This is a genomic window from Aristophania vespae (assembly GCF_009906835.1).
Taxonomy (GTDB): Bacteria; Pseudomonadota; Alphaproteobacteria; order Acetobacterales; family Acetobacteraceae; genus Aristophania; species Aristophania vespae.
Map to the genome: position 1 here is coordinate 870,711 of NZ_CP047652.1, position 19,959 is coordinate 890,669.

Annotated in this window: 17 protein-coding genes, 1 tRNA gene and 1 pseudogene; 7 read left to right on the forward strand and 12 right to left on the reverse strand. The window is 40.9% G+C overall.

Going from position 1 to position 19,959, the window contains the following annotated elements:
• Positions 1-1,150 precede the first annotated feature (1,150 nt).
• The 4 genes from GT348_RS03880 to GT348_RS03895 all read right to left on the reverse strand — a co-directional run bounded on the left by GT348_RS03880 (position 1,151) and on the right by GT348_RS03895 (position 2,977).
• Positions 1,151-1,241 (reverse strand) — tRNA-Ser (locus GT348_RS03880).
• Between the two features lie 35 nt (positions 1,242-1,276).
• Entirely contained in the window at positions 1,277-1,846 is a 570-nt protein-coding gene (locus GT348_RS03885; RefSeq protein WP_236646579.1) for a phosphoribosylanthranilate isomerase, read from the reverse strand.
• Positions 1,847-1,916: 70 nt separating this feature from the next.
• Positions 1,917-2,630, reverse strand: coding sequence for an orotidine-5'-phosphate decarboxylase (pyrF, locus tag GT348_RS03890; RefSeq protein WP_160618598.1), 714 nt, complete (start codon positions 2,628-2,630; stop codon positions 1,917-1,919).
• On the reverse strand, positions 2,627-2,977 hold the full coding sequence (locus GT348_RS03895) for a lipopolysaccharide assembly protein LapA domain-containing protein (RefSeq protein WP_160618599.1): 351 nt from the start codon (positions 2,975-2,977) through the stop codon (positions 2,627-2,629). The genes pyrF and GT348_RS03895 overlap by 4 nt, the downstream gene beginning before the upstream one ends.
• A 246-nt stretch (positions 2,978-3,223) precedes the next feature.
• On the opposite strand from GT348_RS03895, the gene GT348_RS03900 reads away from it, so the two are divergent.
• The 4 genes and pseudogenes from GT348_RS03900 to GT348_RS03915 all read left to right on the forward strand — a co-directional run bounded on the left by GT348_RS03900 (position 3,224) and on the right by GT348_RS03915 (position 9,516).
• Positions 3,224-6,382 (forward strand): glycosyltransferase, encoded by a 3,159-nt coding sequence (locus tag GT348_RS03900; RefSeq protein WP_160618600.1) that lies wholly within the window; start codon positions 3,224-3,226, stop codon positions 6,380-6,382.
• Between the two features lie 17 nt (positions 6,383-6,399).
• Positions 6,400-7,808 (forward strand): annotated as a pseudogene (locus GT348_RS03905) (dipeptidase).
• A complete protein-coding gene (gene pdxA, locus GT348_RS03910; protein WP_160618601.1) occupies positions 7,772-8,821 on the forward strand; it encodes a 4-hydroxythreonine-4-phosphate dehydrogenase PdxA in 1,050 nt (349 codons plus the stop codon). The pseudogene GT348_RS03905 and the gene pdxA overlap by 37 nt, the downstream one beginning before the upstream one ends.
• A complete protein-coding gene (locus GT348_RS03915; protein ID WP_160618602.1) occupies positions 8,818-9,516 on the forward strand; it encodes a pyridoxine 5'-phosphate synthase in 699 nt (232 codons plus the stop codon). Before pdxA ends, GT348_RS03915 begins: the two co-directional genes overlap by 4 nt.
• Positions 9,517-9,521: 5 nt before the next feature.
• Here the strand turns inward: GT348_RS03915 and GT348_RS03920 are convergent, their stop codons facing one another.
• Positions 9,522-10,157: a hypothetical protein gene (locus GT348_RS03920; RefSeq protein WP_160618603.1), complete on the reverse strand. Its 636-nt coding sequence runs from the start codon at positions 10,155-10,157 to the stop codon at positions 9,522-9,524.
• 166 nt (positions 10,158-10,323) lie between these two features.
• Between GT348_RS03920 and GT348_RS03925 the strand changes: the two genes are divergently transcribed.
• Complete coding sequence (locus tag GT348_RS03925; RefSeq protein WP_160618604.1) at positions 10,324-10,548, forward strand: DUF3126 family protein; 225 nt, start codon at positions 10,324-10,326, stop codon at positions 10,546-10,548.
• A 66-nt stretch (positions 10,549-10,614) separates the two neighbouring features.
• On the opposite strand, the gene GT348_RS03930 is transcribed toward GT348_RS03925, so the two are convergent.
• The 3 genes from GT348_RS03930 to GT348_RS03940 are packed head-to-tail and all read right to left on the reverse strand — an operon-like array spanning position 10,615 to position 15,530.
• A complete protein-coding gene (locus GT348_RS03930) occupies positions 10,615-12,375 on the reverse strand; it encodes an aminopeptidase P family protein (protein WP_160618605.1) in 1,761 nt (586 codons plus the stop codon).
• Positions 12,376-12,381: 6 nt separating this feature from the next.
• Positions 12,382-13,314: a 50S ribosomal protein L11 methyltransferase gene (locus tag GT348_RS03935; protein WP_201740073.1), complete on the reverse strand. Its 933-nt coding sequence runs from the start codon at positions 13,312-13,314 to the stop codon at positions 12,382-12,384.
• On the reverse strand, positions 13,314-15,530 hold the full coding sequence (locus GT348_RS03940; protein ID WP_236646608.1) for an ATP-dependent helicase: 2,217 nt from the start codon (positions 15,528-15,530) through the stop codon (positions 13,314-13,316). Before GT348_RS03940 ends, GT348_RS03935 begins: the two co-directional genes overlap by 1 nt.
• Positions 15,531-15,558: 28 nt before the next feature.
• Here GT348_RS03940 and GT348_RS03945 point away from each other — a divergent pair, with 28 nt between their 5' ends.
• Positions 15,559-16,269 (forward strand): JAB domain-containing protein, encoded by a 711-nt coding sequence (locus tag GT348_RS03945; RefSeq protein WP_160618606.1) that lies wholly within the window; start codon positions 15,559-15,561, stop codon positions 16,267-16,269.
• Complete coding sequence (locus GT348_RS03950) at positions 16,244-16,930, forward strand: JAB domain-containing protein (protein ID WP_160618607.1); 687 nt, start codon at positions 16,244-16,246, stop codon at positions 16,928-16,930. Before GT348_RS03945 ends, GT348_RS03950 begins: the two co-directional genes overlap by 26 nt.
• A 3-nt stretch (positions 16,931-16,933) precedes the next feature.
• On the opposite strand, the gene GT348_RS03955 is transcribed toward GT348_RS03950, so the two are convergent.
• The 4 genes from GT348_RS03955 to GT348_RS03970 all read right to left on the reverse strand — a co-directional run bounded on the left by GT348_RS03955 (position 16,934) and on the right by GT348_RS03970 (position 19,880).
• Positions 16,934-18,058: a 5-(carboxyamino)imidazole ribonucleotide synthase gene (locus GT348_RS03955; protein ID WP_160618608.1), complete on the reverse strand. Its 1,125-nt coding sequence runs from the start codon at positions 18,056-18,058 to the stop codon at positions 16,934-16,936.
• A complete protein-coding gene (gene purE / locus GT348_RS03960; RefSeq protein ID WP_160618609.1) occupies positions 18,055-18,549 on the reverse strand; it encodes a 5-(carboxyamino)imidazole ribonucleotide mutase in 495 nt (164 codons plus the stop codon). The genes GT348_RS03955 and purE overlap by 4 nt, the downstream gene beginning before the upstream one ends.
• 12 nt (positions 18,550-18,561) lie before the next feature.
• On the reverse strand, positions 18,562-19,167 hold the full coding sequence (locus GT348_RS03965; RefSeq protein WP_160618610.1) for a DUF1013 domain-containing protein: 606 nt from the start codon (positions 19,165-19,167) through the stop codon (positions 18,562-18,564).
• 215 nt (positions 19,168-19,382) lie between these two features.
• Entirely contained in the window at positions 19,383-19,880 is a 498-nt protein-coding gene (locus tag GT348_RS03970) for an Hsp20 family protein (RefSeq protein ID WP_160618611.1), read from the reverse strand.
• Positions 19,881-19,959: the final 79 nt, after the last annotated feature.

Genomic DNA, 19,959 nt, shown 5'->3' on the forward strand with positions numbered 1-19,959 from the left:
TTACATGAAGCGCGCGGAATGGGTCGCCAAACTTCGTTCCGCGTGTCTCAATTGTGATATTTTTGTTCAGTAATCATATATATTACAAATATAGGTATAAGAAAATTTTTTTAAAAGTTATGTTAGAATTTAAAATTAAAATTCAGTTATTAATAATTACTTGAAAACCTAAATAGTTTGGATGAATATGTTGTTTCATCATTACTCTGCCTGCCTTTAAGCGACCAATTCATGGCCGCGAATATATAATCAACAGGCGAGGAAAAGCACCAGCTTATGGTCGGTTAAGAAATTTTCCCTCTTGGTATAGGCCTTGGTGCTTAGGCAATAAGCGCTCTTTCAAATCTATTCATATTTTGCCAAATGGCTGCGTTGGTGAGGCTACCAGGAAAGAAGGTCTTTGGCACAAAACCTGCCTATTGAAAACTTTTCTTAATTGTATGTTACTGATGCGCATTAGAGCTTTTGCCACACGATAGGCATAAAATTACCTTAATTATATACCAAAAGATGAAATAATTATAGACAAATCGTTACTTTTGCCACAAAAGCAGTTCCAAAGCGTAACGAATAGCACAGAGTTAAAAAATTGAAAAAATGGACTGAAAGAATTACGGACGAAATTATTGAAAGGACCGAGACATTTGCCCTGACCTCTGTCCAGGCATTAAAGACCCGGGAAAACCAGCTTTCGTCAATTCAAAAAATTAAGGAGTTTTTGGCATGAATGAGGCCAAATTAAAATCGCGCCTAGTTAATCATGCTGTGAACTTAACTTTAGGGGCGTTAGTTGCTTTATTTTCTATAGCCGCTGTCATGATACTGGGCCTAAATTAAGAAAATAAAGTAAGTGAAGTTTTTTTTCATATTGATGGACGCATTAGCGAAAAAACAGTGCGCAACGAAGTGCATCTTTTAAGATATATTAAGGGTTTTGGCGCACTGTTCGTAATGGCTAAAAACTAGTCAATCTCGGCAAGTTTATCATCACTGACATTTTGGCACACCAGCAATGTTAGATGGGACTAGCAAAAAAATTTGTGGTGCATTTATATGCATCAAAATGAATAAACCTGAATAAATGCCTGCGTCAAAAACCGCAGTTAAATGCGGGTTTTGCAGCTACTTACTTCATTTTACATAAGAGATATGGCGGAAGGAGTGGGATTCGAACCCACGGTACGCTATTAACGTACACACGCTTTCCAAGCGTGCGCCTTAAGCCGCTCGGCCATCCTTCCGTATAAGGCTTGGGGAACATAGCAGGGTTTTGATATCATGCAACCCCATTAAGGGCATTTAAGACAAATTTTTCTATTTTTTCCAATGATTTGATGCCTTTGCTTGATTCAACCCCCGATGAAACATCAACAGCCTGAGCTTTGCTTATTTTAATAGCTCGGGATACATTTTCGGGAGTTAGTCCACCTGCTAAAAGCCAAGGCGCGGGGGAGTGCCATTTTTCGGTTAATGTCCAGTCAAATGTGCGGCCCAGCCCTCCTGGTTGGCTGTCTTTGCTACTTGATGGGGCTTCTATAACGTAACCATCAATAAGTGTTTTTTGAGTTGGTAGGTCGGCTAAGGAGTCAATACCTTTGGCCTGCCAAACTGGAATGTTGAATTGTTTCCGAAATAATTCAGCTTGCTCAGTTGAGGTATAAAGCTGCAATATATCTAAATTTACTTTTCTAAGAATTTTTTCGACATCTTCAAAGGTTGGTTTTACAAATAAGCCAACTCTTTTAGGCCCTCCTTCATGAGAGGAGGGAGCGGATTTATGTAAAATTTGAGCATGATCTGCGGAAATAGAACGCGGAGAGGGGGGTAAAATACATACCCCACCCATTGCACCTTAAGCTTTGCACAAAGCTGCATTTCTTTTGGTTGTTTTAAGCCACAAATCTTAACCTCTGCCATTATAGCTGTAACTCAGCTTTAATGGCTCTGGCTGCCTGTGCGGGGTCCGCTGCTTTGGTAATAGGGCGTCCTACCACAATCCAGTCGGCTCCTGCTTGTGCTGCCTGTGCGGGTGTCATGACTCTCTGTTGATCGTCAGCCTGATTACCTTTAGGTCTAATTCCTGGCACAACCAACAATGCATTCTCACCTAAAGCGTCACGCAAAGCTGTAATTTCGTGTGCAGAGCAAACAAGTCCATCCGCTCCCGCTTTAATTGCCATTTTACCAAGTCTTATGACCTGATCTAAAGGCGTATCAGCTATACCAACAGCATTTAGAGTTTGTTGGTTCATACTGGTCAATATTGTTACCGCCAACAATTTAGGTCTCGTTTGAGAGGTAGAAGTTTTTTGTTCTATCGCTTCTCGGGAGCGTTCGATCATTTCGGGTCCGCCAAGAGCGTGAACCGTCAAAAGTTCGGGTGATAGATTATTTAAAAGAGAACGAAGTCCAGAAGCTACAGTATTAGGGATATCATGAAGCTTCAGATCTAGAAAAAGTCTCTGATTTTGCGAAAGATCTTTAACAGCTTCCAGGCCGCAGCCATACGTAAATTCAAGGCCTAATTTAATGGCATCTACTGAATCTTCTAAAGCAGAAACCCACTTTCTGGCTTGGTTGATATCAGCTGTATCAATGGCTGCGATTAATTTAGTAGAACGCGATGTCATTTGAGAGTACTTTTATCTTGTGAAATGAATTCATGATCTACATTAGATGTAGAGTTGGGGACAGATATTTGCAAAGAGGCAACTTTATCCTGAAGTTCGCTATTTTGTTTTTCTAAAGAACGAATTTGATTTTCAGCCCGGCGGGCACGTCTTCTTTGCTGAAATTCGCCAGCCCATCCAACGATTAGCCCTACAAATAAGAAAAAGATAGAAAGCCCAAAGGCAAGCAGACCAATTGAAATATGGAAGCCTTTAGAGATAATCCACATCTCAGAAGGAGAGGGATTAGACAAAGAAAAAACGGTAAGAAGTGCTAAAAAACACACAATAATGAGAAGTCTGATCATGTTTCATCCTAGAATAATGATAAGAGAGTTTAACAAAAAGGAAAAAAAAAGTAATTTTTGATGTTTAAGCTTTTTTGAAATTCTTTCTCAGAAAGTGAAGTTTTTGCATAAGCTACCGTTACATAAGGCAGAGTGTTTTTTGTTTTTGTAAATATAGCATGCTTGTCCTATAAATTTCCTAAGATAATTTTGTTATTAAACTGGCTTAACTGCTCGAAAATAAGCTCATAAAGGATTTTTGCATCTGTGACACGATACCATAGTGAAAAGAACATGCATCCTACTGAGAAAAAAGAAATTGGCCCACCTCTTTGGTGCCAATTTGATGCAAAATGGTATTGCAGACGTTATTGCATGCTTTTGAGCGATGCCGAGAAACAGGCAGATGACCAAGCGTTAGAAGCAATTTGGCAAGAAAATGCACGGGAAAATAAACGTTCACCTAACCGTTTTTTTGATGAAGAATGGTATTTGCAACATAATGGAAATGTCTATCAGCATGTTCGTCCCGGCGGTATTTTTGAGACAGGTTTCCAACATTATATAGATATTGGGGCCAAAAGCTGTACGCCTCACTGGCTTTTTAAAGAAGAAGATTACTTCAGAAAAAATCCTGACTTAAGTTACAGAAAAATTTCATCATATGGATTTTTAAACAGCTACGATCATTATTTAAAAATTGGTGACAAAGTTGGAAAAAAAGCTAATCGTTTTTTTGATCCAAGCTTATTTATAAAAGAATGTTTAAAAGATAATATTGATATAGATCTTAATGAAGGGGCTTTTTGTCAGTTTTTATCTCTCAATAATCCACTAGTTTCATTAGTAAGAACGTCCTGGTATTTTGATCCCAAATGGTATATTTCAGCTTATCCAGAAGTAAATACGTTAATTGAGCGTGGAATTTATGCTTTCCCGTTGCAACATTATCTCTGTAATAATGAGCCAACGCGCTTTGACCCTAATCCATATTTTAGTGAATCCTATTATCTGACGCTCTATCCTGATATTGCACGGGCTGTAGATGAGGGACATTTCAGAAACGGCTATGAGCATTTTTTAAGGTCTGGTCTTTATGAAAGACGACGCCCCAGAGCTGAAATAGAGCTCGATCTTTCTTTAAGCCAGGGGAAAAATGCGCACTTTTTAATTGAGCATGAAGTTGAAGATGTTTTTGCGCTTTATATAAAACAAAAAGAAGAAAATTTTTCTATAAAGCCAGCTAGTTGCTCTATAGAGGAAGCAAAGCTGCTTTCAATTAAAAGAATTGCAGCTCTTTTACCCTCATTATATCGCGAACCTCTCTGTTTTACTAAAACATCTCTACCTCAATTGAGCGTTATTATTATTTCAGAGGGGGACTATCTCTCAACTATTGCAACTCTCGCTTCTCTTTACCATAATTTTACTGGCAAAGAAGAAATCATAGTTGTTAGTAATGGCAATCCTACTGAAAAAGCTTTGTTAAAGCAGGCTTTTCATGGTGTTCGTTTAATTTATCCGTCAGAATGGCAAAATGATAAAGCCCTATTTAATATCGGATTAGAAAAATCTAACGCTGATAATATAGTAATGCTTTATAACGGGGTAACTTTTCATAGTGGCGCCATCTCAATTATTTTATCTGCTTTAGAAAATGATGAAATTGATGGAGGTGGCGGACAGGTTATTTCATCTAAGCATTCTGTAATTGAAGCGGGTTGTTATATAACTCGAGATAGTGCTGTTACTGTTAATGGGCTGGGAGAAAAGCCTTTTGCCCCCAAGCTCAACTTTAGACGCAGGGCTGATGCTTTTCAGCGTGGCGTATTTTTTGGCCGCAAACATGATTTACAACCAATTTTAGCTAAAATAAGCTCTTTAATTGATAAAACAGGCTTTTTAACACTTAGTGCGACTTTGAGTGCACTAGGAAAAAAGCTTGTTTATATACCGGAATTACTCGTTAATGATCTGGAAATGAGTCAAATATCATTTCCGCGGACTCAATCGCTGCCATTACATTTCAGGCAAGATTTTGCGTCTTATTTGGTGACTAAACCGCTTAATATAGAACAGGAAATAGCTGTAAATGTGCAGCAAAGCGGGAAAAAAGCTTTATTAATTTATCCTCGCTTACCTCTGAAAAAAGAAGGTGGGCATTCCCGTCGTGTTTTTGATCTTATAAAGATACTTTGTCAGAATAACTGGTCTGTAGTTTTTGTCGCTCTTAATGATGGAAATGAAGACCGGCTGACAATTTTCTCAGATTTCCCTCAAAATGTAAGTTGTTACATTGGGAAAAACTATGTTGATGAATTTTTGGAGCAGGAAAAAGCGCCCTTTGATCTAGTCTGGGTAAATGGCGCTGATACGCTCACACTTTTAGCGCCTCAGCTAAAATCGAAAATCTCACCCACACAAGCTCTTATCTTAGATATAGCTTCATTAGAAGGTAATGGGTTGAAGGCTTCAGAAACCTATTTAAGAAGGTGTGTAGGAGCAGAATATGACAAACAACGTTTGTATGAGGAGCTGCGCAGAGAGTTATCTGAAGCATGGATTTGTCAGGCCATTTTAACTGATAATAAATGGGAGGCTGACTTAATAAAGCCACTAGGAATATCTAATGTTTTGGCTGTTCCAAATGTTTATCATGATACTTTAAGTTCATCGTTAAATAGCGAGAAAAAAGGGCTTCTTTTTCCAGTTCCTTTGTTAGCATCAGGCGATGCGGCTCATGATGGCATTGATTGGTTCTGCTTACATGTGATCCCGCATTTAAAAGAACTTTTGCCTGAAGAGATACCGATCTGGATAGGTGGATATCATCATCCCAGTGTTAATTTAGAATTTTACGAACGATTTGCGTGGTTAAGAGGACTTACTAAATTTGTAAGCTTTGAAGATCAACTTGCACAGTCACAATTAATGATTGTTCCGACCCGTGTTATGAATACGGTCCCACCAGAAATATTGGATGCAATCAAAGCAGGATTGCCCGGTGTTATGGGCTCATCCATTATGAAATGCCTAGAATTTGAAGATGGTAAGACCTGTCTTGATGGTGGATTTAACGATCCACAGCATTTTGCGTTAGCCATTGCAGAACTCTACACAAATGACACATTATGGAAAGAGATCAGTCAAACAGCTTCTAATAAAATAGCGGAAACACATAGTTTAAAACAGTTTGAAACGGCAATATTAAATATTATAGAGCCTTCTTCAAATAGAATTCATTTTGATCATAAATCAAATCTTGTTCAAAACGAAAAGAAACGTCGCTTTAAACCTGCGCCACTTTTTTTAACCGTAAAATCTAAATCAGAAGAAAAAATAGAATCCTCTTTATTAGAAATAGAAGAGGAAAATAATCCAGATATAGCACCTAAAATTCGGCTGGGTGTCTCTCTCAATACATAATTTAGGAATAAATCATAATGTCTCATATAAATGATATTAAAGACGTTTTACATCATGTAGATGCTCAACTGGATCATGCCCTTGAGAGACTAAAAGCCCTCTTAAAAATCCCAAGTATTTCTACCCAGCAAAAACATCGCGGTGATTGTCGTAAGGCAGCTGAATGGTTGCGTAACGAACTTGAAACATTAGGGTTTGATGCGAATTTACGTGATGTTTCATGGGCTGCTCCAGGACATCCAATGGTGCTTGGATTTAATCATGAAAAACTGCCTCAAAAAACGCGGGTTTTATTTTACGGCCATTATGACGTTCAGCCTATTGATCCTGAAAATTTGTGGGATACGCCCCATTCGAACCTGTAATTAAAGAGATAGATGGCAGAAAAGTGATTATCGCCAGAGGGGCAAGCGATGATAAGGGGCAGGTTATGACCTTTATTGAGGCTTGTCGTGCCTGGAAAGAGGTAAAAGGCGCCTTACCTGTAGATGTCACTATTTTACTAGAAGGAGAGGAGGAATGTGGGGGGGAAAATTTAAACCCCTTTTTAGAGGCGAATAAAAATGATTTAACGGCTGATCTTGCCTTAATTTGCGATACATCAATGGTAAATCGTACAACACCTGCTATCACAACGTCCTTACGTGGATTATTAGCAGAGGAAGTTGTTATTCGTTGTGCGAAATTAGACCTACATTCGGGCATTTATGGCAATGCTGCTACTAATCCGATTGCGGTATTGAGCACTATTTTAGCAAAAATCAGAGATGAAGATGGTCGCGTTGTCTTGCCCGGCTTTTATGACGGTATAAAAAAAATTACTGACCATAAACGCACTCAATGGAAAAAACTTTTTCCTAATGATGGAGCTTTATTGCATGAAGTTGGCCTTTCCACTGCCGCAGGGGAAAAGGGATATTCAGCTATAGAGCAAGTATGGGCACGGCCAACTTTTGAAATAAACGGCATATCAGGAGGTTATGAGGATGAAGGCTTTAAAACGGTTATTCCCGCACAGGCAATGGCTAAAATATCATTTCGGTTAGTCCCTGGCCAGGACGCCCATAAAATACGCGATAGCTTCAGAAATTTTATACGTCAGAACCTACCCCAAGACGCTGAAGCTAGTTTTACAACTTATGGTGCATCTCCCGCTTTTGCGCTTTCTGAACATAATCCCTATCTTTCCAATGCTCTTGAAGCGTTAGGAGAAGAATGGGGCACAGAAGCCGTAGAAATAGGCTCAGGCGGGTCTATTCCAGTAGCAGGCGATGTACGTCAGACTTTATCTATAGATGCATTAATGATTGGGTTCGCTCAAAATGATGACCGTATCCACTCTCCTAATGAGCAATATGGTATAGAGTCTTTTCATAAAGGAATACGCTCATGGGTGCGAATTTTGGCAAAGTTGGCACAGAATTAAACTTTCTCGCTCAAAAGGCACCATTAGCTCTTACAATGGGCGACCCTTCGGGGATTGGGCCATGTTTGACAATTAAAGCTTGGAAGCATTTTAGAAAAAAAGGCCCAGTATTTTTCTGGGTAGGAGATGTAGAGTTAATTGAAGGAGAAATCCCTGTAAAAATAATTAACTCTCCTTATGAGGCTTTGGAGATTTTTCCTCATGCTCTGCCTATCATTAATATTCCGTGTGCCGTTCAGGTAAAGCCTGGCCATCCTTGTTTTCGCAATGCTGGGGCAGTTATTAAGAGCATTGATTATGCTGTTGAAGCTGTCAAAAAAGGAGAAGCACAAGCTATAGTAACTAATCCTATAGCCAAATATATTTTATCAGAGGCTGGCTTTAAATATCCTGGCCATACCGAATATCTTGCTCATTTATGCGATCTTTCAGAAAGAGAAGTGATGATGTTGGCATGTCCCTCTCTTAAGGTCGTTTTAACGACCATCCACGTGTCATTACGACAGGCTATGGATGATCTTAATACTCAACATATTATTGACGTAACGCTCACAGCTAATGAGAGCTTAAAGCGAGATTTTGGAATTAAAAATCCTCGTATAGCCATGGCTGGGTTAAATCCTCATGCAGGTGAAAAAGGACTAATGGGCGTTGAAGAAGGATTTATTATTTCACCTGCAATCAAGTTTTTGCAGGAAAAAGGCGTAAATGTTTTTGGCCCTTTGCCACCTGATACAATGTTTAGTTCTATAGTGCGCCCTCAATATGACGTGGCCATATGCCATTACCACGATCAAGGGCTTATTCCCATCAAGACGTTAGATCAGGCTCATGGCGTAAACGTAACGCTTGGTTTGCCCATTATACGAACTTCACCAGATCATGGCACTGCCTTTGATTTGGTAAGAGGAAAAGGGGATTGTATGGCAGATCCGAGTAGTCTTTTTTCAGCAATAGAAATGGCTGCTGAAATGAGTGCTAAAAAACAAGCTTTTGAGGAAGCATTAAAGTGATTCGTTTAGGTGTTAATATCGACCATGTTGCTACTCTTCGAAATGCGCGCGGTGAATTTTATCCTGACCCATTTGAAGCAGCCCAATATGCTATCAAAGGTGGAGCAGACGGCATTACAGCGCATTTACGTGAAGATCGGCGCCATATACGTGACGAAGACATAATTCGTTTACGCCGTTTATCGGTGCCGCTTAATTTTGAAATGGCTGCCACAGAAGAAATGGTTGCTTTTGCCTGTGATATTAAGCCGCATGCTTGCTGTTTAGTACCAGAAAAGCGTCAGGAGCTCACGACAGAAGGCGGTCTTGATGTTTATAGATTTAAAGAAGACTTAAAATCTAAGATTGAGAGACTAAAAGAAGCACATATCCGGGTTTCTTTATTTATTGATCCTGATCCTCTGCAAATTGAAATAGCAGCTAAATTAGGTGCTCCTGTGATAGAGTTACATACTGGGTCTTATGCCCAGGGAGCAGGTGGCGAACTTGAGAGATTGCATAATGCCGCTCTATTCGCTCAAAAATTGGGGCTTGAAGTTCATGCCGGTCACGGCCTTACTTACGAAAATGTAGGTCCTATTGTCTCTTTACCGGGGTTAAAAGAGCTTAATATAGGGCATTTCCTAATAAGTCAGGCCGTATTTTTAGGAATTGAAGAAGCTGTTAAGCGAATGAAGACTTTGCTAACGCGCTGACTTTTTCACTTAGCTGATTGTGTATCCGTCTTAGTTTCTGGAGGAGGAGCTGGACGGATAACAGGTTTAGTCTGATCATCATCAAGATACGGTACATATTTCCCAGATTGATCGGAATAAGTAGCCGTAGTGCTTTGTGGCGGTGTTCTAGCAGCATGAAAGGCAGAAATGGGGCCAAGAGGCCATATACCAGGTGCTACATGCATAGTTGATTCACGCTGGCGCGCACAGCCGCGTGTGATCATAGAACAAATACCGTCTGTTCCTATATATTCGTCATTATTACCTGAATAATGAATTTCAGAAACGCGATCATGATCCATGCGAACAATCATGCGGCAGCTTGATCCTGCTCCCCCCATAAAGGTCTGGTAAAGCTGAATAATTCCCCCAATAGGAATTAACGTAGAATCTTGTGGAACTGGAACAGTTCTGGAAATTTCATATTGCCAAATTTCGGTACTATCATTTAGCTTTTTTGAACTATTCGGTGTCCCAGCACATGCTTGTAAATCGTAGCCGGTCATTCCTACCATTTCAAATTGAGCGCGATGCGCTTCTCTCGAATCAAAATAGCCACATCCTACGAGCGTGAAGGGAATAGTGCCTAACAAGGCGTATTTTTTCATCAGACGATGCATGCAACTATCCAGGGTTGTAATGAGTAAGGCTTGAGCAAAAGAAAAAGATATATTTATCTAAGTGCCTTATCATAAAGATATGAGTTTGGAAAAGAGCTGTCTTTCTATGAAAGCCTATATGCGGTAAAAGTTAGGTTCTGAAATAAATTGAATAATGAGAAATGATATGGCTGATATCAGTGCCGCAGAAATCCCCCGCCTTCAACAAACTTTGCAACGTTTGCTTGGTTCTCCTAATCTAACAGTCAATAAGCCAGCGCGCAAAGGTATGAGCGTAGAAATTGCGGTTGCTGGTGAAGTTATTGGCACTGTTTACCGCGATGAAGATGAAGGAGAGGTTTCTTACGCAGTTAATTTAACCGTTCTAGAAGAAGACCTTCCTCCCGCGTAATTATAGACCCAAAAAATTTACGTCTTTTTCACCTAAAGCTTGTTTTTTGGGTTTTATAGTGCCCCTTCAATAAAGAGGGGCACAGTTCCTAATAAGCCACGGATGTAATTCTTTTTCTAATAACGGAAGCAAGGTTTTGCGTACCTGGCTATGATAGCCATTTAGCCAGGCAAGCTCCTGTTGAGATAAAAGTTTTACATCAATTAATTTTCCATCAATTGGTGCAAACGTTAAAACCTCAAATTCTAAAAAATTATTTTTTACTTCACTCGAAAAAGTTTCTTTAACCAAAAGCAGATTTTCTATGCGAATGCCATATTGGCCTTCTGCATAATAGCCAGGTTCATTCGAAATAATCATACCTGGCTGTAATCCAATCGTTCTGGGTGCAGGCGAAATAGACTGCGGACCTTCATGAACAGAAAGATATGACCCGATCCCGTGGCCTGTACCATGATCATAGTCAAGCCCTGCCTGCCATAAAGCATAGCGAGCCAGACTATCTAGCCGATAACCAGGAAGATTTTGAGGAAAACGCGCCTGAGTAACGGCAATATTTCCTTTTAATACTCTTGTATAAGCATCTCGTAATGAATCAGGAGGATCATCAGGCCCTAACCATATTGTACGGGTTATATCTGTTGTACCAAATGGATATTGTCCGCCACTATCAAATAAATAAACATTATTAGGAGTTAAAACCTTATCCTGCCCTTTTACAGCCCGATAATGAGGATAAGCACCATTTGACCCTACCGCAGAGATAGTTTCAAAACTTTCTTCTTTAAAGTGCTCTGACTGAGACCTAAATTCATGTAGTTTTTCGGCCAGTTCAGTTTCTGTTTTGCCAATGCCACTATGTTCAAGCCAATGTAAAAACCGCACTATAGCAACGCCATCTTCTAAATGAGCGTTACGACTGCCTCTTTGCTCAATCGAGTTTTTAATAGATTTTGGTAGTGTGCAAAGATCAGGTAAATAAACGATATTTGCGTTTGTTAATTCTAACGAAAACCAAAAAGGCGTTGTCGAAGGATCAATTCTGACTATGTGCCCATTTAGCTCAGTTAATTTTGCTCTTAACTCAGATGGCGGAAAAACCCGAATATCTTCATCTAATTTCTGAGTGATTCTCGTTGGTTCAACAAAAAAATCTACGGTATTATCAGCATAAAATATGCCATATCCATGTGCTATTGGCGTCATGGGAATGTCAGAGCCACGAATATTAAGCAGCCATGCTAGTGAAGTGCCATCAGCTAGTATCATAGCATCCTGACCAGCTTCTTTTAAGGCGTCAGCTAATTTTTCGCGTTTTGAGAGGCTACTTTCTCCAGAAAAAACTAACGGATGTGGCTGGATTGGGTTCTGAGGCGGTTTGGGCTGATCTGACCACGCCATATCAATGGGATTTTCTTGCAGAGGAACAAGCTCTATCTCTTGGCACAACCATGATTCATATTGTGCTTTACTGACAAGACGCGGATCAAAACCAATTTTGAGGCCGCAAGCCTCTTTTTTCAGCCAGTCCTTAGGAGGTGAAAGGCTTATATGGCGTCTTTCCCATAGATGATGATCTACCTGCTGTTCTAACTGAACAGTATAACGCCCATCAGAAAAAACGCAGCCTTTATCTTCTAGTAAAATGGCAAGACCCGCACTTCCTGTAAAGCCTGTTAGCCACGCCAGACGCTCAGCATAAGGGGCCACATATTCCCCCAAATATTCATCACCACGTGTGATGATGAAACCAGAAACACCGAGCTGTTTTAAGCTCTTGCGTGTTTTTTCTAAGCGCTCTGAATGACTAAGTGCAGCATCTTGCATTGATACCTAACCTTTAACGTTAAATGGTTTTCTAAGAATAAGCGTTGCCCATGGACCTTCTGTAAGCATTTCCTCTAAAATTAGCCCTTGTCTTTGATGGGCCTGATGCACCATACGGGCTTGTGTTTGTAATAAACCTGCTAAAATAGCCGTCCCACCTGGAGCTAATGAATGACCAAGAGAACGGGCCATTCGGCATAAAGGGCGCGCCAATATATTGGCAAAAACTAAATCATAAGGCGCATTTTTACGCACAGACTCTGTATGCCACCCATTGCCAAAACGACAATCAAGGAAGGGGCCAATATTATTTAATTTGGCGTTTGAAGCCGCAACACGCACCGACCAGGGTTCAATATCAACTGCTAAAACAGGCCGCTTTAATAGCTTTGCTGCCGCCATAGCCAAAATTCCAGAACCACACCCCATATCAAGAATTTTATGCGGTTTTCTGTAAGCAATTTTTTCTAAAGCTCTTAAGCAGCCCCGTGTAGAGCCATGTTCACCAGAACCAAAAGCAATGCCTGCATCCAAAGTAATGGTTAAACGGTTTGAAGAAGGTTCTTTTTGAAGGTGCGTTCCTCGAATAGAAAAGAATTTACCAACATTTTGAGGAGGAAAAGCCTCTTGAGTGCGGGCAAGCCAGCCTTCAGCTTCTGTTGGTTGGCGCAAAAGCTTTGCTTCAACACCTGTAAGAATTCTTGCTACCTCAAGGGCAGATTCCAGCTCCTCATCTTTTTGGCCAATTTCTTTTACACCCTCAAGGCGCCAGAAAATTTGCTCGTCATCTTCCTCAAATATACCAACTGTTTCGCAGGCTGTCATAAGAGCTTGCTCAAAGAGTGGAGCAAATTCTTCTTCTACCGTGATAGACACAGTTTCTAACGCTATGGCACGACGCGACCCAATATGACGAGGCGCTATAGAACGGGCAGTCATCACTTCATGATCTCCACAAAGCTGGCCAATATGCGTTTGGGACCAGTTTCTTCAAAGTTAATTAACAAACTATCACCATCTACATCTAGTACAATACCTTCACCAAAGCGAGGATGTTTTACAGATTTTCCTATAGATATGGTGCTGGCTCTAGGTGTAAATTCTGTGTTGAAAGACGTTGCTTTTTGCCCGAATTTCATGCGTTGCCATGCGCTGCTTCCAAAAGAGGAAGTACGCTGTTTAGGCGCAACACGCTTTATTAAATCATCAGGAAGCTCTTCAATAAAGCGGCTAGGTATAGAATCTTGCCAGTTCGCATAAATGCGCCTACTAGCTGCATGCAAAATTATGGCCTTTTTCCGCGCTCTCGTTAATCCAACATAGGCAAGGCGCCGTTCTTCTTCCAAAGCAGCATTCCCCCCTTCATCCAGAGAACGTTGAGAAGGAAAAATACCTTCTTCCCATCCAGGCAAGAAGACAATATCAAACTCTAACCCCTTAGCGGCATGAAGAGTCATGATACTAACGCGCTCTTTATTTTGATTTAGAGCGTCTGAATCCATGACCAGGGCAATATGTTCTAAAAAAGCTTCAAGTGTTGGAAAATCGGCTAATGCTCTAATTAACTCATGAAGATTATCCAAACGCCCTGGAGCTTCTACAGAGCGATCATCCCGCCACATTTGTAGATAGCCAGACCGCTCAAGTAACTGCTCAGCTGCCACGACATGCCCTTCTTTAGAAAGCGTCTGTCGTGCACGTTCAAAACTGTCTAAGAGATCAGTCAGGCTATCAGCAGACTTACCCTTAAGTTTCTTTTCTCCAAGAAGCTGAGTTAAGGTCTCTTGCAAGCTATTTTTTCTTAATGTGGCCTCATTACGTAATTTTGAGAGGGCAACATTACCAAAACCTCTTTTGGGAAGATTGACAATGCGTTCAAAAGCCAAGTCATCTTGAGGTTGTATTAAAGAGCGTAAATAGGCAATGGCGTCTCTAATTTCTGCCCGTTCGTAAAAACGCAGTCCACCTATCACCTGATAAGGCAGATTTGCACGAAGAAGGGCTTCTTCGATAGGGCGGGTTTGAAAACCAGCCCTTACTAAAACAGCCATTTCAGCATAGGAATTATTTTCTTTATGAAGATTTTGAATTTGCTGCGCAATCACACGTGATTCTTCATCAGAATCTAACAGACTTATAACGTGAATTGGTTCGCCTTCTTCGCTGCTGTTAGCAGCATGAAGTGTTTTTCCAAGTCGGCCTTCATTATGCAATATAATGCCTGCTGCGGCGGCTAAAATACGCGGTGTAGAGCGATAATTACGTTCTAGCCTGACAATACGCGCCCCAGGAAAATCTTTTTCAAAACGTAAAATATTTCCTATATCAGCGCCACGCCATGAATAAATGGACTGATCATCATCACCGACGCATGCTATATTTGCGGCTTCGTTATTATCTCGTTTTGCTAAAAGACGTAGCCATAAATATTGTATGGTGTTTGTATCCTGATACTCATCAACCAGAATGTAGCGAAATCTTTTATGATATAATTTTAAAACTTCGGGATGTTGGCGGAAAATCGTGACCATATGAAGCATGAGGTCACCAAAATCACAGGCATTAAGGTCTCTTAAGCGGTTTTGATAAGCTTCATAAAGTGACACATCATAATCAGCTGACAGATTTTTTTGATGAGCCGACGTAATATTTTGCGGAAGAAGTGCCTGGTCTTTCCAAACCTGAATTTGGTTAAGAAGCTGAGCTGGTGGCGTATTTTTTATATTAATACCACTCGCTATCATTATTTGCTTCAAGAGTCGTAGTTGGTCATCTGTGTCGATAATAGTAAAGTTATGGTTAAGCCCGACCAGATCCGCATGGCGTCTTAACATTCTAGCACAGAGAGCATGAAACGTGCCCAACCACAGTCCCTCGGCAGGAGAGCCCAGAATAGAACTTATACGTTCTTTCATTTCCCGTGCAGCTTTGTTTGTAAAAGTGACTGCTAAAATTTGATCGGGCCATGCTAGTTTTTGTATAAGGATATGAGCAAAACGTGCTGTCAAAACGCGCGTTTTGCCAGTCCCGGCACCAGCGAGGATAAGAAGAGGACCTTCAGTCGTTTCGACTGCCTGCTTTTGCTCTATATTGAGCTTAGACAGATAGTCAAATGACAAAAGATCAGAAGGAGGGGTTAAATTTTTATCACACACGATGCGAATATACTGCGGAGTAGCCTGAATGGCCAAGAGTAATCCTTCATCTTTATCTCCAAAATTACTGGCTACAGGTCATAGACAAAGAATGCGCCAACGCATTCTTGATCATGGAGCGTCATCCTTTGCTGATTACGAGTTAGTTGAGATGTTGCTTTATCCTGCAATTCCACGCCGTGATACAAAGCCTCTTGCCAAGTCACTCATTGATCATTTTGGCTCTTTTCTAGCTTTATGTCAGGCAACGCCAGATGAGCTAACAAAATTTAAGCTTAATGCAAATGCGATAACGCTTTTAATGTTACCACGCATTTGTGCTGTTTCTTTAGGATCGAAGGAAACAAAGAATTTATACTGCTTTGATGACTGGTCCAGGTTAATGACCTATGTCAACCGCTATACAAGTAACAATATTACGACGGGCACTTCTATTCTCTATATGAATAGCCGAAACGAACTTCTCTTGGATTCATTATTGCCTGCAGGAAGTGAAATCTCGACATTGCATCGTTATATAGCAGAGCAAGCACTGCACCTAAATGCAACAGCTTTGATAATTGTTTATATCAGCCCCAAAAGACCGGCCAATGTTATTTCACAACATGTGCAAGGATTAAAACAAGCTTTATCACCCCTGTCAGTAAGTATTCATGACGTTCTTTTGTTAGGAGAGGGATGGACATCAAGTTTACAGCAAGAAGGTATGTTAAATGGCGATTTTGAAAAAAGATTATAGCATTGAAACTCTGCTTGATAAAATGGATAGTGGCGAATTTAATGCAGAAGACAAAACTCTCTTATTTCGGTGCGTGGTTAGATTATTTAGTCAGAATAAAAAGAATTCTGAAAAATTAACAACTTTGTTATTAGCAAAATTTGATACTCTTGCTGAGTTAATTTGCATTACCCGTTCTGAATGGAAATCCTTTAATTTTAAAGATGATCAATTTTATTGTTCATTAGTTTTGCTTAAAGAATTTGCCCAACGTTTTTATCAGGCAAGTTTGCCGATTGGAGATGTGCTTCAAAATGAGGACCTGCTTATCGCCTATCTCGTAACCTGTATGGCAAGAGAACGTGTTGAACAATTTCGGGTTTTATTTTTAGATAAAAAGAACACGCTTATATTAGATGAAATACAAGGGAAAGGCACAGTAAACCAAACACCTGTATATCCAAGAGAAATAGCGCGGCGTTGTCTGGAGTTAAAAGCCACTTCAGTTATTTTGGCTCATAATCATCCCAGTGGTTCTTCTGTTCCTTCAAAACCAGATATTTTAATGACTCAAAAAGTCCAACAAGCCTTAAATCTTATAAAGGTAAAAGTAATTGACCACTATATTATAGCCCGAACAACACATAGTAGTTTTCGTGAGTTAGGATTGCTCGAGCTATAAATCTTACAGATTGGGCAAAAACTCAGAAAGGACCAATTCACCAGGCAAACCACCTTTAGGAAATAGCCTGTTAATATGCCCCATTTTACGTCCTGGCTTGACTTCTTTTTTACCATAAAGATGTAAGCAACCATCGTCTTCTTTTAATAAAAAAGGCAGTAAAGACATATCTTCGGGACCGATAAGATTATGCATTACAGCATCAGAATGACGACGTGATGAGGGTAGGGGTAAACCGGCAACGGCACGTATATGCATTTCAAACTGGTCAACTGCACAAGCATCCATCGTCCAGTGTCCAGAATTATGGGGACGAGGTGCGATTTCATTGATGATGAGTTGACCTTTATGGTCGTGAAACATTTCAACGCCCATAATACCAACTAAATTCAGCTTTTCGGCCAGCTTTATTGCCAAATTCTGGGCTTGTTGCGCCAGGTCGGGACTAATGGGAGCAGGGGCTAATGAAATCCGTAAAATGCCGTCTTTATGTCGATTTTCGCTTGGATCAAAAACGCGGTAGTTTTCTGAGTTCTGTCTCACTACCATAACGCTAATTTCACGCTGGAAATCTACAAATTTTTCTGCCACCAAAGGGTAAGAAAGTGTGTCGGCTTTTGACAATAAAGCTTCAAAATCACTCTCTTTATTAAGACGATATTGCCCTTTGCCATCATAGCCTAAGCGAGCTGTCTTAACGATACAGGGAAAACCAAACTCTTTTAATGCTGCTAAATCAGCCGCAGAGTGCAGGGCTATCCAGGGAGCTACTGGTAGTTCTAACTCAGTAAGGGTCCGTTTTTCGCTAATGCGATCTTGACTAATCTCTAAAATAGAGCTGGCTGGATAAACGACGCAATTTTCTTCAAGCTTGCGTAAACCTGCTGCACTGATATTTTCAAATTCAAATGTGATGACATCGCAATCCCGGGCAAAAGCTTCTAAAAGCGTTGCATCGTCATATGATCCAACTGTGCAGGCAGCCGCAACTTCCCCAGCAGGAGACGGCATGGTGTCAGTAAAAATATGAACTCTAAAGCCTAGTTTAGCGGCGGCCATGGCTCCCATACGTCCAAGCTGACCGCCTCCAACAATACCTATTGTTGAACCAGTTTTTAATGTCTTCATAATACCGGACTTTCGGCCACACTTGCCGTTTGTTTTTGACGGTAATCTTCCAAACGATGTCTTAGAGCTTCGTCATTTATTGCCAAAATAGAAGCCGCAAGCAAGCCCGCATTTATGGCCCCTGCCTTTCCTATAGCTAATGTACCAACGGCAATCCCGGCAGGCATCTGCACAATAGAAAGTAAGCTATCTTGACCTTTAAGGATGCGGCTTTCTACTGGCACGCCTAAAACAGGTAGAGAAGTCCAGGCAGCACACATACCGGGCAAATGAGCCGCACCGCCTGCACCTGCAATAATAACTTTTAACCCACGCTCCAGAGCAGTTTTTGCATAATTAGCCAGACGATCTGGAGTACGATGCGCTGAAACAATTCTGGATTCATAGGGAATTTGCAGCCCATCCAGCAGCTCACACGTATTTTTCATCGTCTCCCAGTCAGACTGGCTTCCCATAATTACGCCGACCAAAGGTGAGTCACTTACTGACATAAAAGTAACCTTTTATTCTTCTTCTTCTTGTCGTGAAGGCGTGGAGAAAAGTTTCTCAGCGGCTGAGAAGGGATCTTCCTCAATTTCGTCTTCAGATGGCATATGCTGTGTGGCTTCGGCAACGGCTGCGTTGAGATCAGTCTGCGTACAGAGTCCCAAAATTACAGGGTCACGAGGCTTAATATTAGCGCTATTCCAGTGTTGCTTATCGCGAATTTTAGCAATTGTATCTTTTGTTGTGCCGAGCAAACGAACAATTTGTGTATCGGAAAGCTGAGGAAACTGACGTAATATAAAGGCAATGGCATCGGGGCGATCATTACGCTTAGAGACTGGCGTATAACGAGCCCCTTTAGCACGTCTTGCAACAGGGTTAGCTGTAGCAATAATCTTTAATTTGGCTTTTGGATTAGCTTCACATCTCTTAATTTCGCTCATTGTGAGCTGATTATTTTTGATGGGGTCATATCCATTAATACCGGCGGCAACCTCGCCATCGGCTATAGCCTGAACTTCGAGAGGGTGCATGCCGCAAAATTCGGCGATCTGGGTAAAAGTCAGACCAGTTTTTTCAATAAGCCAAACGGCTGTGGCTTTAGGCATCAAGGGCAAGGTCATGTCGGCTTATTCCTTCATAGCGGAGCAAGTACGGGCCGGCAGAGCGCAGGCACCACTTGGGCCACTCTGAAATTTACCTGCTTATAATATCTCAAATATTATAAGCGCGGCACCTGCATTAAGCACGGCGACGAGGCGTAAAATGCGTCAGAGCTTCTCAACGGTCAAGAGGTTAAACAAGCTTTATGTTGTTTAACCTCTTAAAAATTCGCTTTTTAAGCTGCTTGGATGGTAGAATTATGAGCTAACTGACTATTTTGTTCATCTGTGAGATCACGATTGTAATGACCGGTCGCCACATTTAAAATAGGAATGCGCCTTGGTTTAGTAGCTTCTGGCAATAAGCGCCGAAGCTTAATCGTTAAAAGCCCATTTTCAAGACACGCTTCTTCTACCTCTGTATGATCAGCTAAAGTAAAGCGTCTTTCAAAAGCTCTGGTCGCAATGCCACGATAGAGCCAATTATGCTGCTTGTTATTTTCTGGAATATTACCGCGAATAACAAGGTTATTATCTTCTAGCGTTATATCGAGATCATCAGAGCTAAAACCAGCTATCGCCATAGTTAAAGCGTAATCGGTTTCGTTAGTTTTTTCTATATTATAGGGTGGATAACTAGAGGGAGACTGTGCATTAGCTGCGTTACCCGCAAGCCTGATCATGCGGTCAAAACCAATCGCGCTTCTAAAAAGCGGGGCGAAATCATAATCCATTATTTCCTCCTTAACTGGCAGGATTACTTCATGCTTTCCCGTAATAAGGCAAAAGCACCGTAACAATGTAAAACCCATA

Coding starts and splice junctions, on each gene's coding strand:
- GT348_RS03885 (WP_236646579.1), bottom strand. CDS start 1,846: ATGGGTGGGGTATGTATTTTACCCCCCTCTCCGCGTTCTATTTCCGCA.
- pyrF (WP_160618598.1), bottom strand. CDS start 2,630: ATGACATCGCGTTCTACTAAATTAATCGCAGCCATTGATACAGCTGAT.
- GT348_RS03895 (WP_160618599.1), bottom strand. CDS start 2,977: ATGATCAGACTTCTCATTATTGTGTGTTTTTTAGCACTTCTTACCGTT.
- pdxA (WP_160618601.1), top strand. CDS start 7,772: ATGGGTGCGAATTTTGGCAAAGTTGGCACAGAATTAAACTTTCTCGCT.
- GT348_RS03920 (WP_160618603.1), bottom strand. CDS start 10,157: ATGCATCGTCTGATGAAAAAATACGCCTTGTTAGGCACTATTCCCTTC.
- GT348_RS03925 (WP_160618604.1), top strand. CDS start 10,324: ATGGCTGATATCAGTGCCGCAGAAATCCCCCGCCTTCAACAAACTTTG.
- GT348_RS03930 (WP_160618605.1), bottom strand. CDS start 12,375: ATGCAAGATGCTGCACTTAGTCATTCAGAGCGCTTAGAAAAAACACGC.
- GT348_RS03935 (WP_201740073.1), bottom strand. CDS start 13,314: ATGACTGCCCGTTCTATAGCGCCTCGTCATATTGGGTCGCGTCGTGCC.
- GT348_RS03945 (WP_160618606.1), top strand. CDS start 15,559: ATGGCCAAGAGTAATCCTTCATCTTTATCTCCAAAATTACTGGCTACA.
- GT348_RS03950 (WP_160618607.1), top strand. CDS start 16,244: ATGGCGATTTTGAAAAAAGATTATAGCATTGAAACTCTGCTTGATAAA.
- GT348_RS03955 (WP_160618608.1), bottom strand. CDS start 18,058: ATGAAGACATTAAAAACTGGTTCAACAATAGGTATTGTTGGAGGCGGT.
- purE (WP_160618609.1), bottom strand. CDS start 18,549: ATGTCAGTAAGTGACTCACCTTTGGTCGGCGTAATTATGGGAAGCCAG.
- GT348_RS03965 (WP_160618610.1), bottom strand. CDS start 19,167: ATGACCTTGCCCTTGATGCCTAAAGCCACAGCCGTTTGGCTTATTGAA.
- GT348_RS03970 (WP_160618611.1), bottom strand. CDS start 19,880: ATGGATTATGATTTCGCCCCGCTTTTTAGAAGCGCGATTGGTTTTGAC.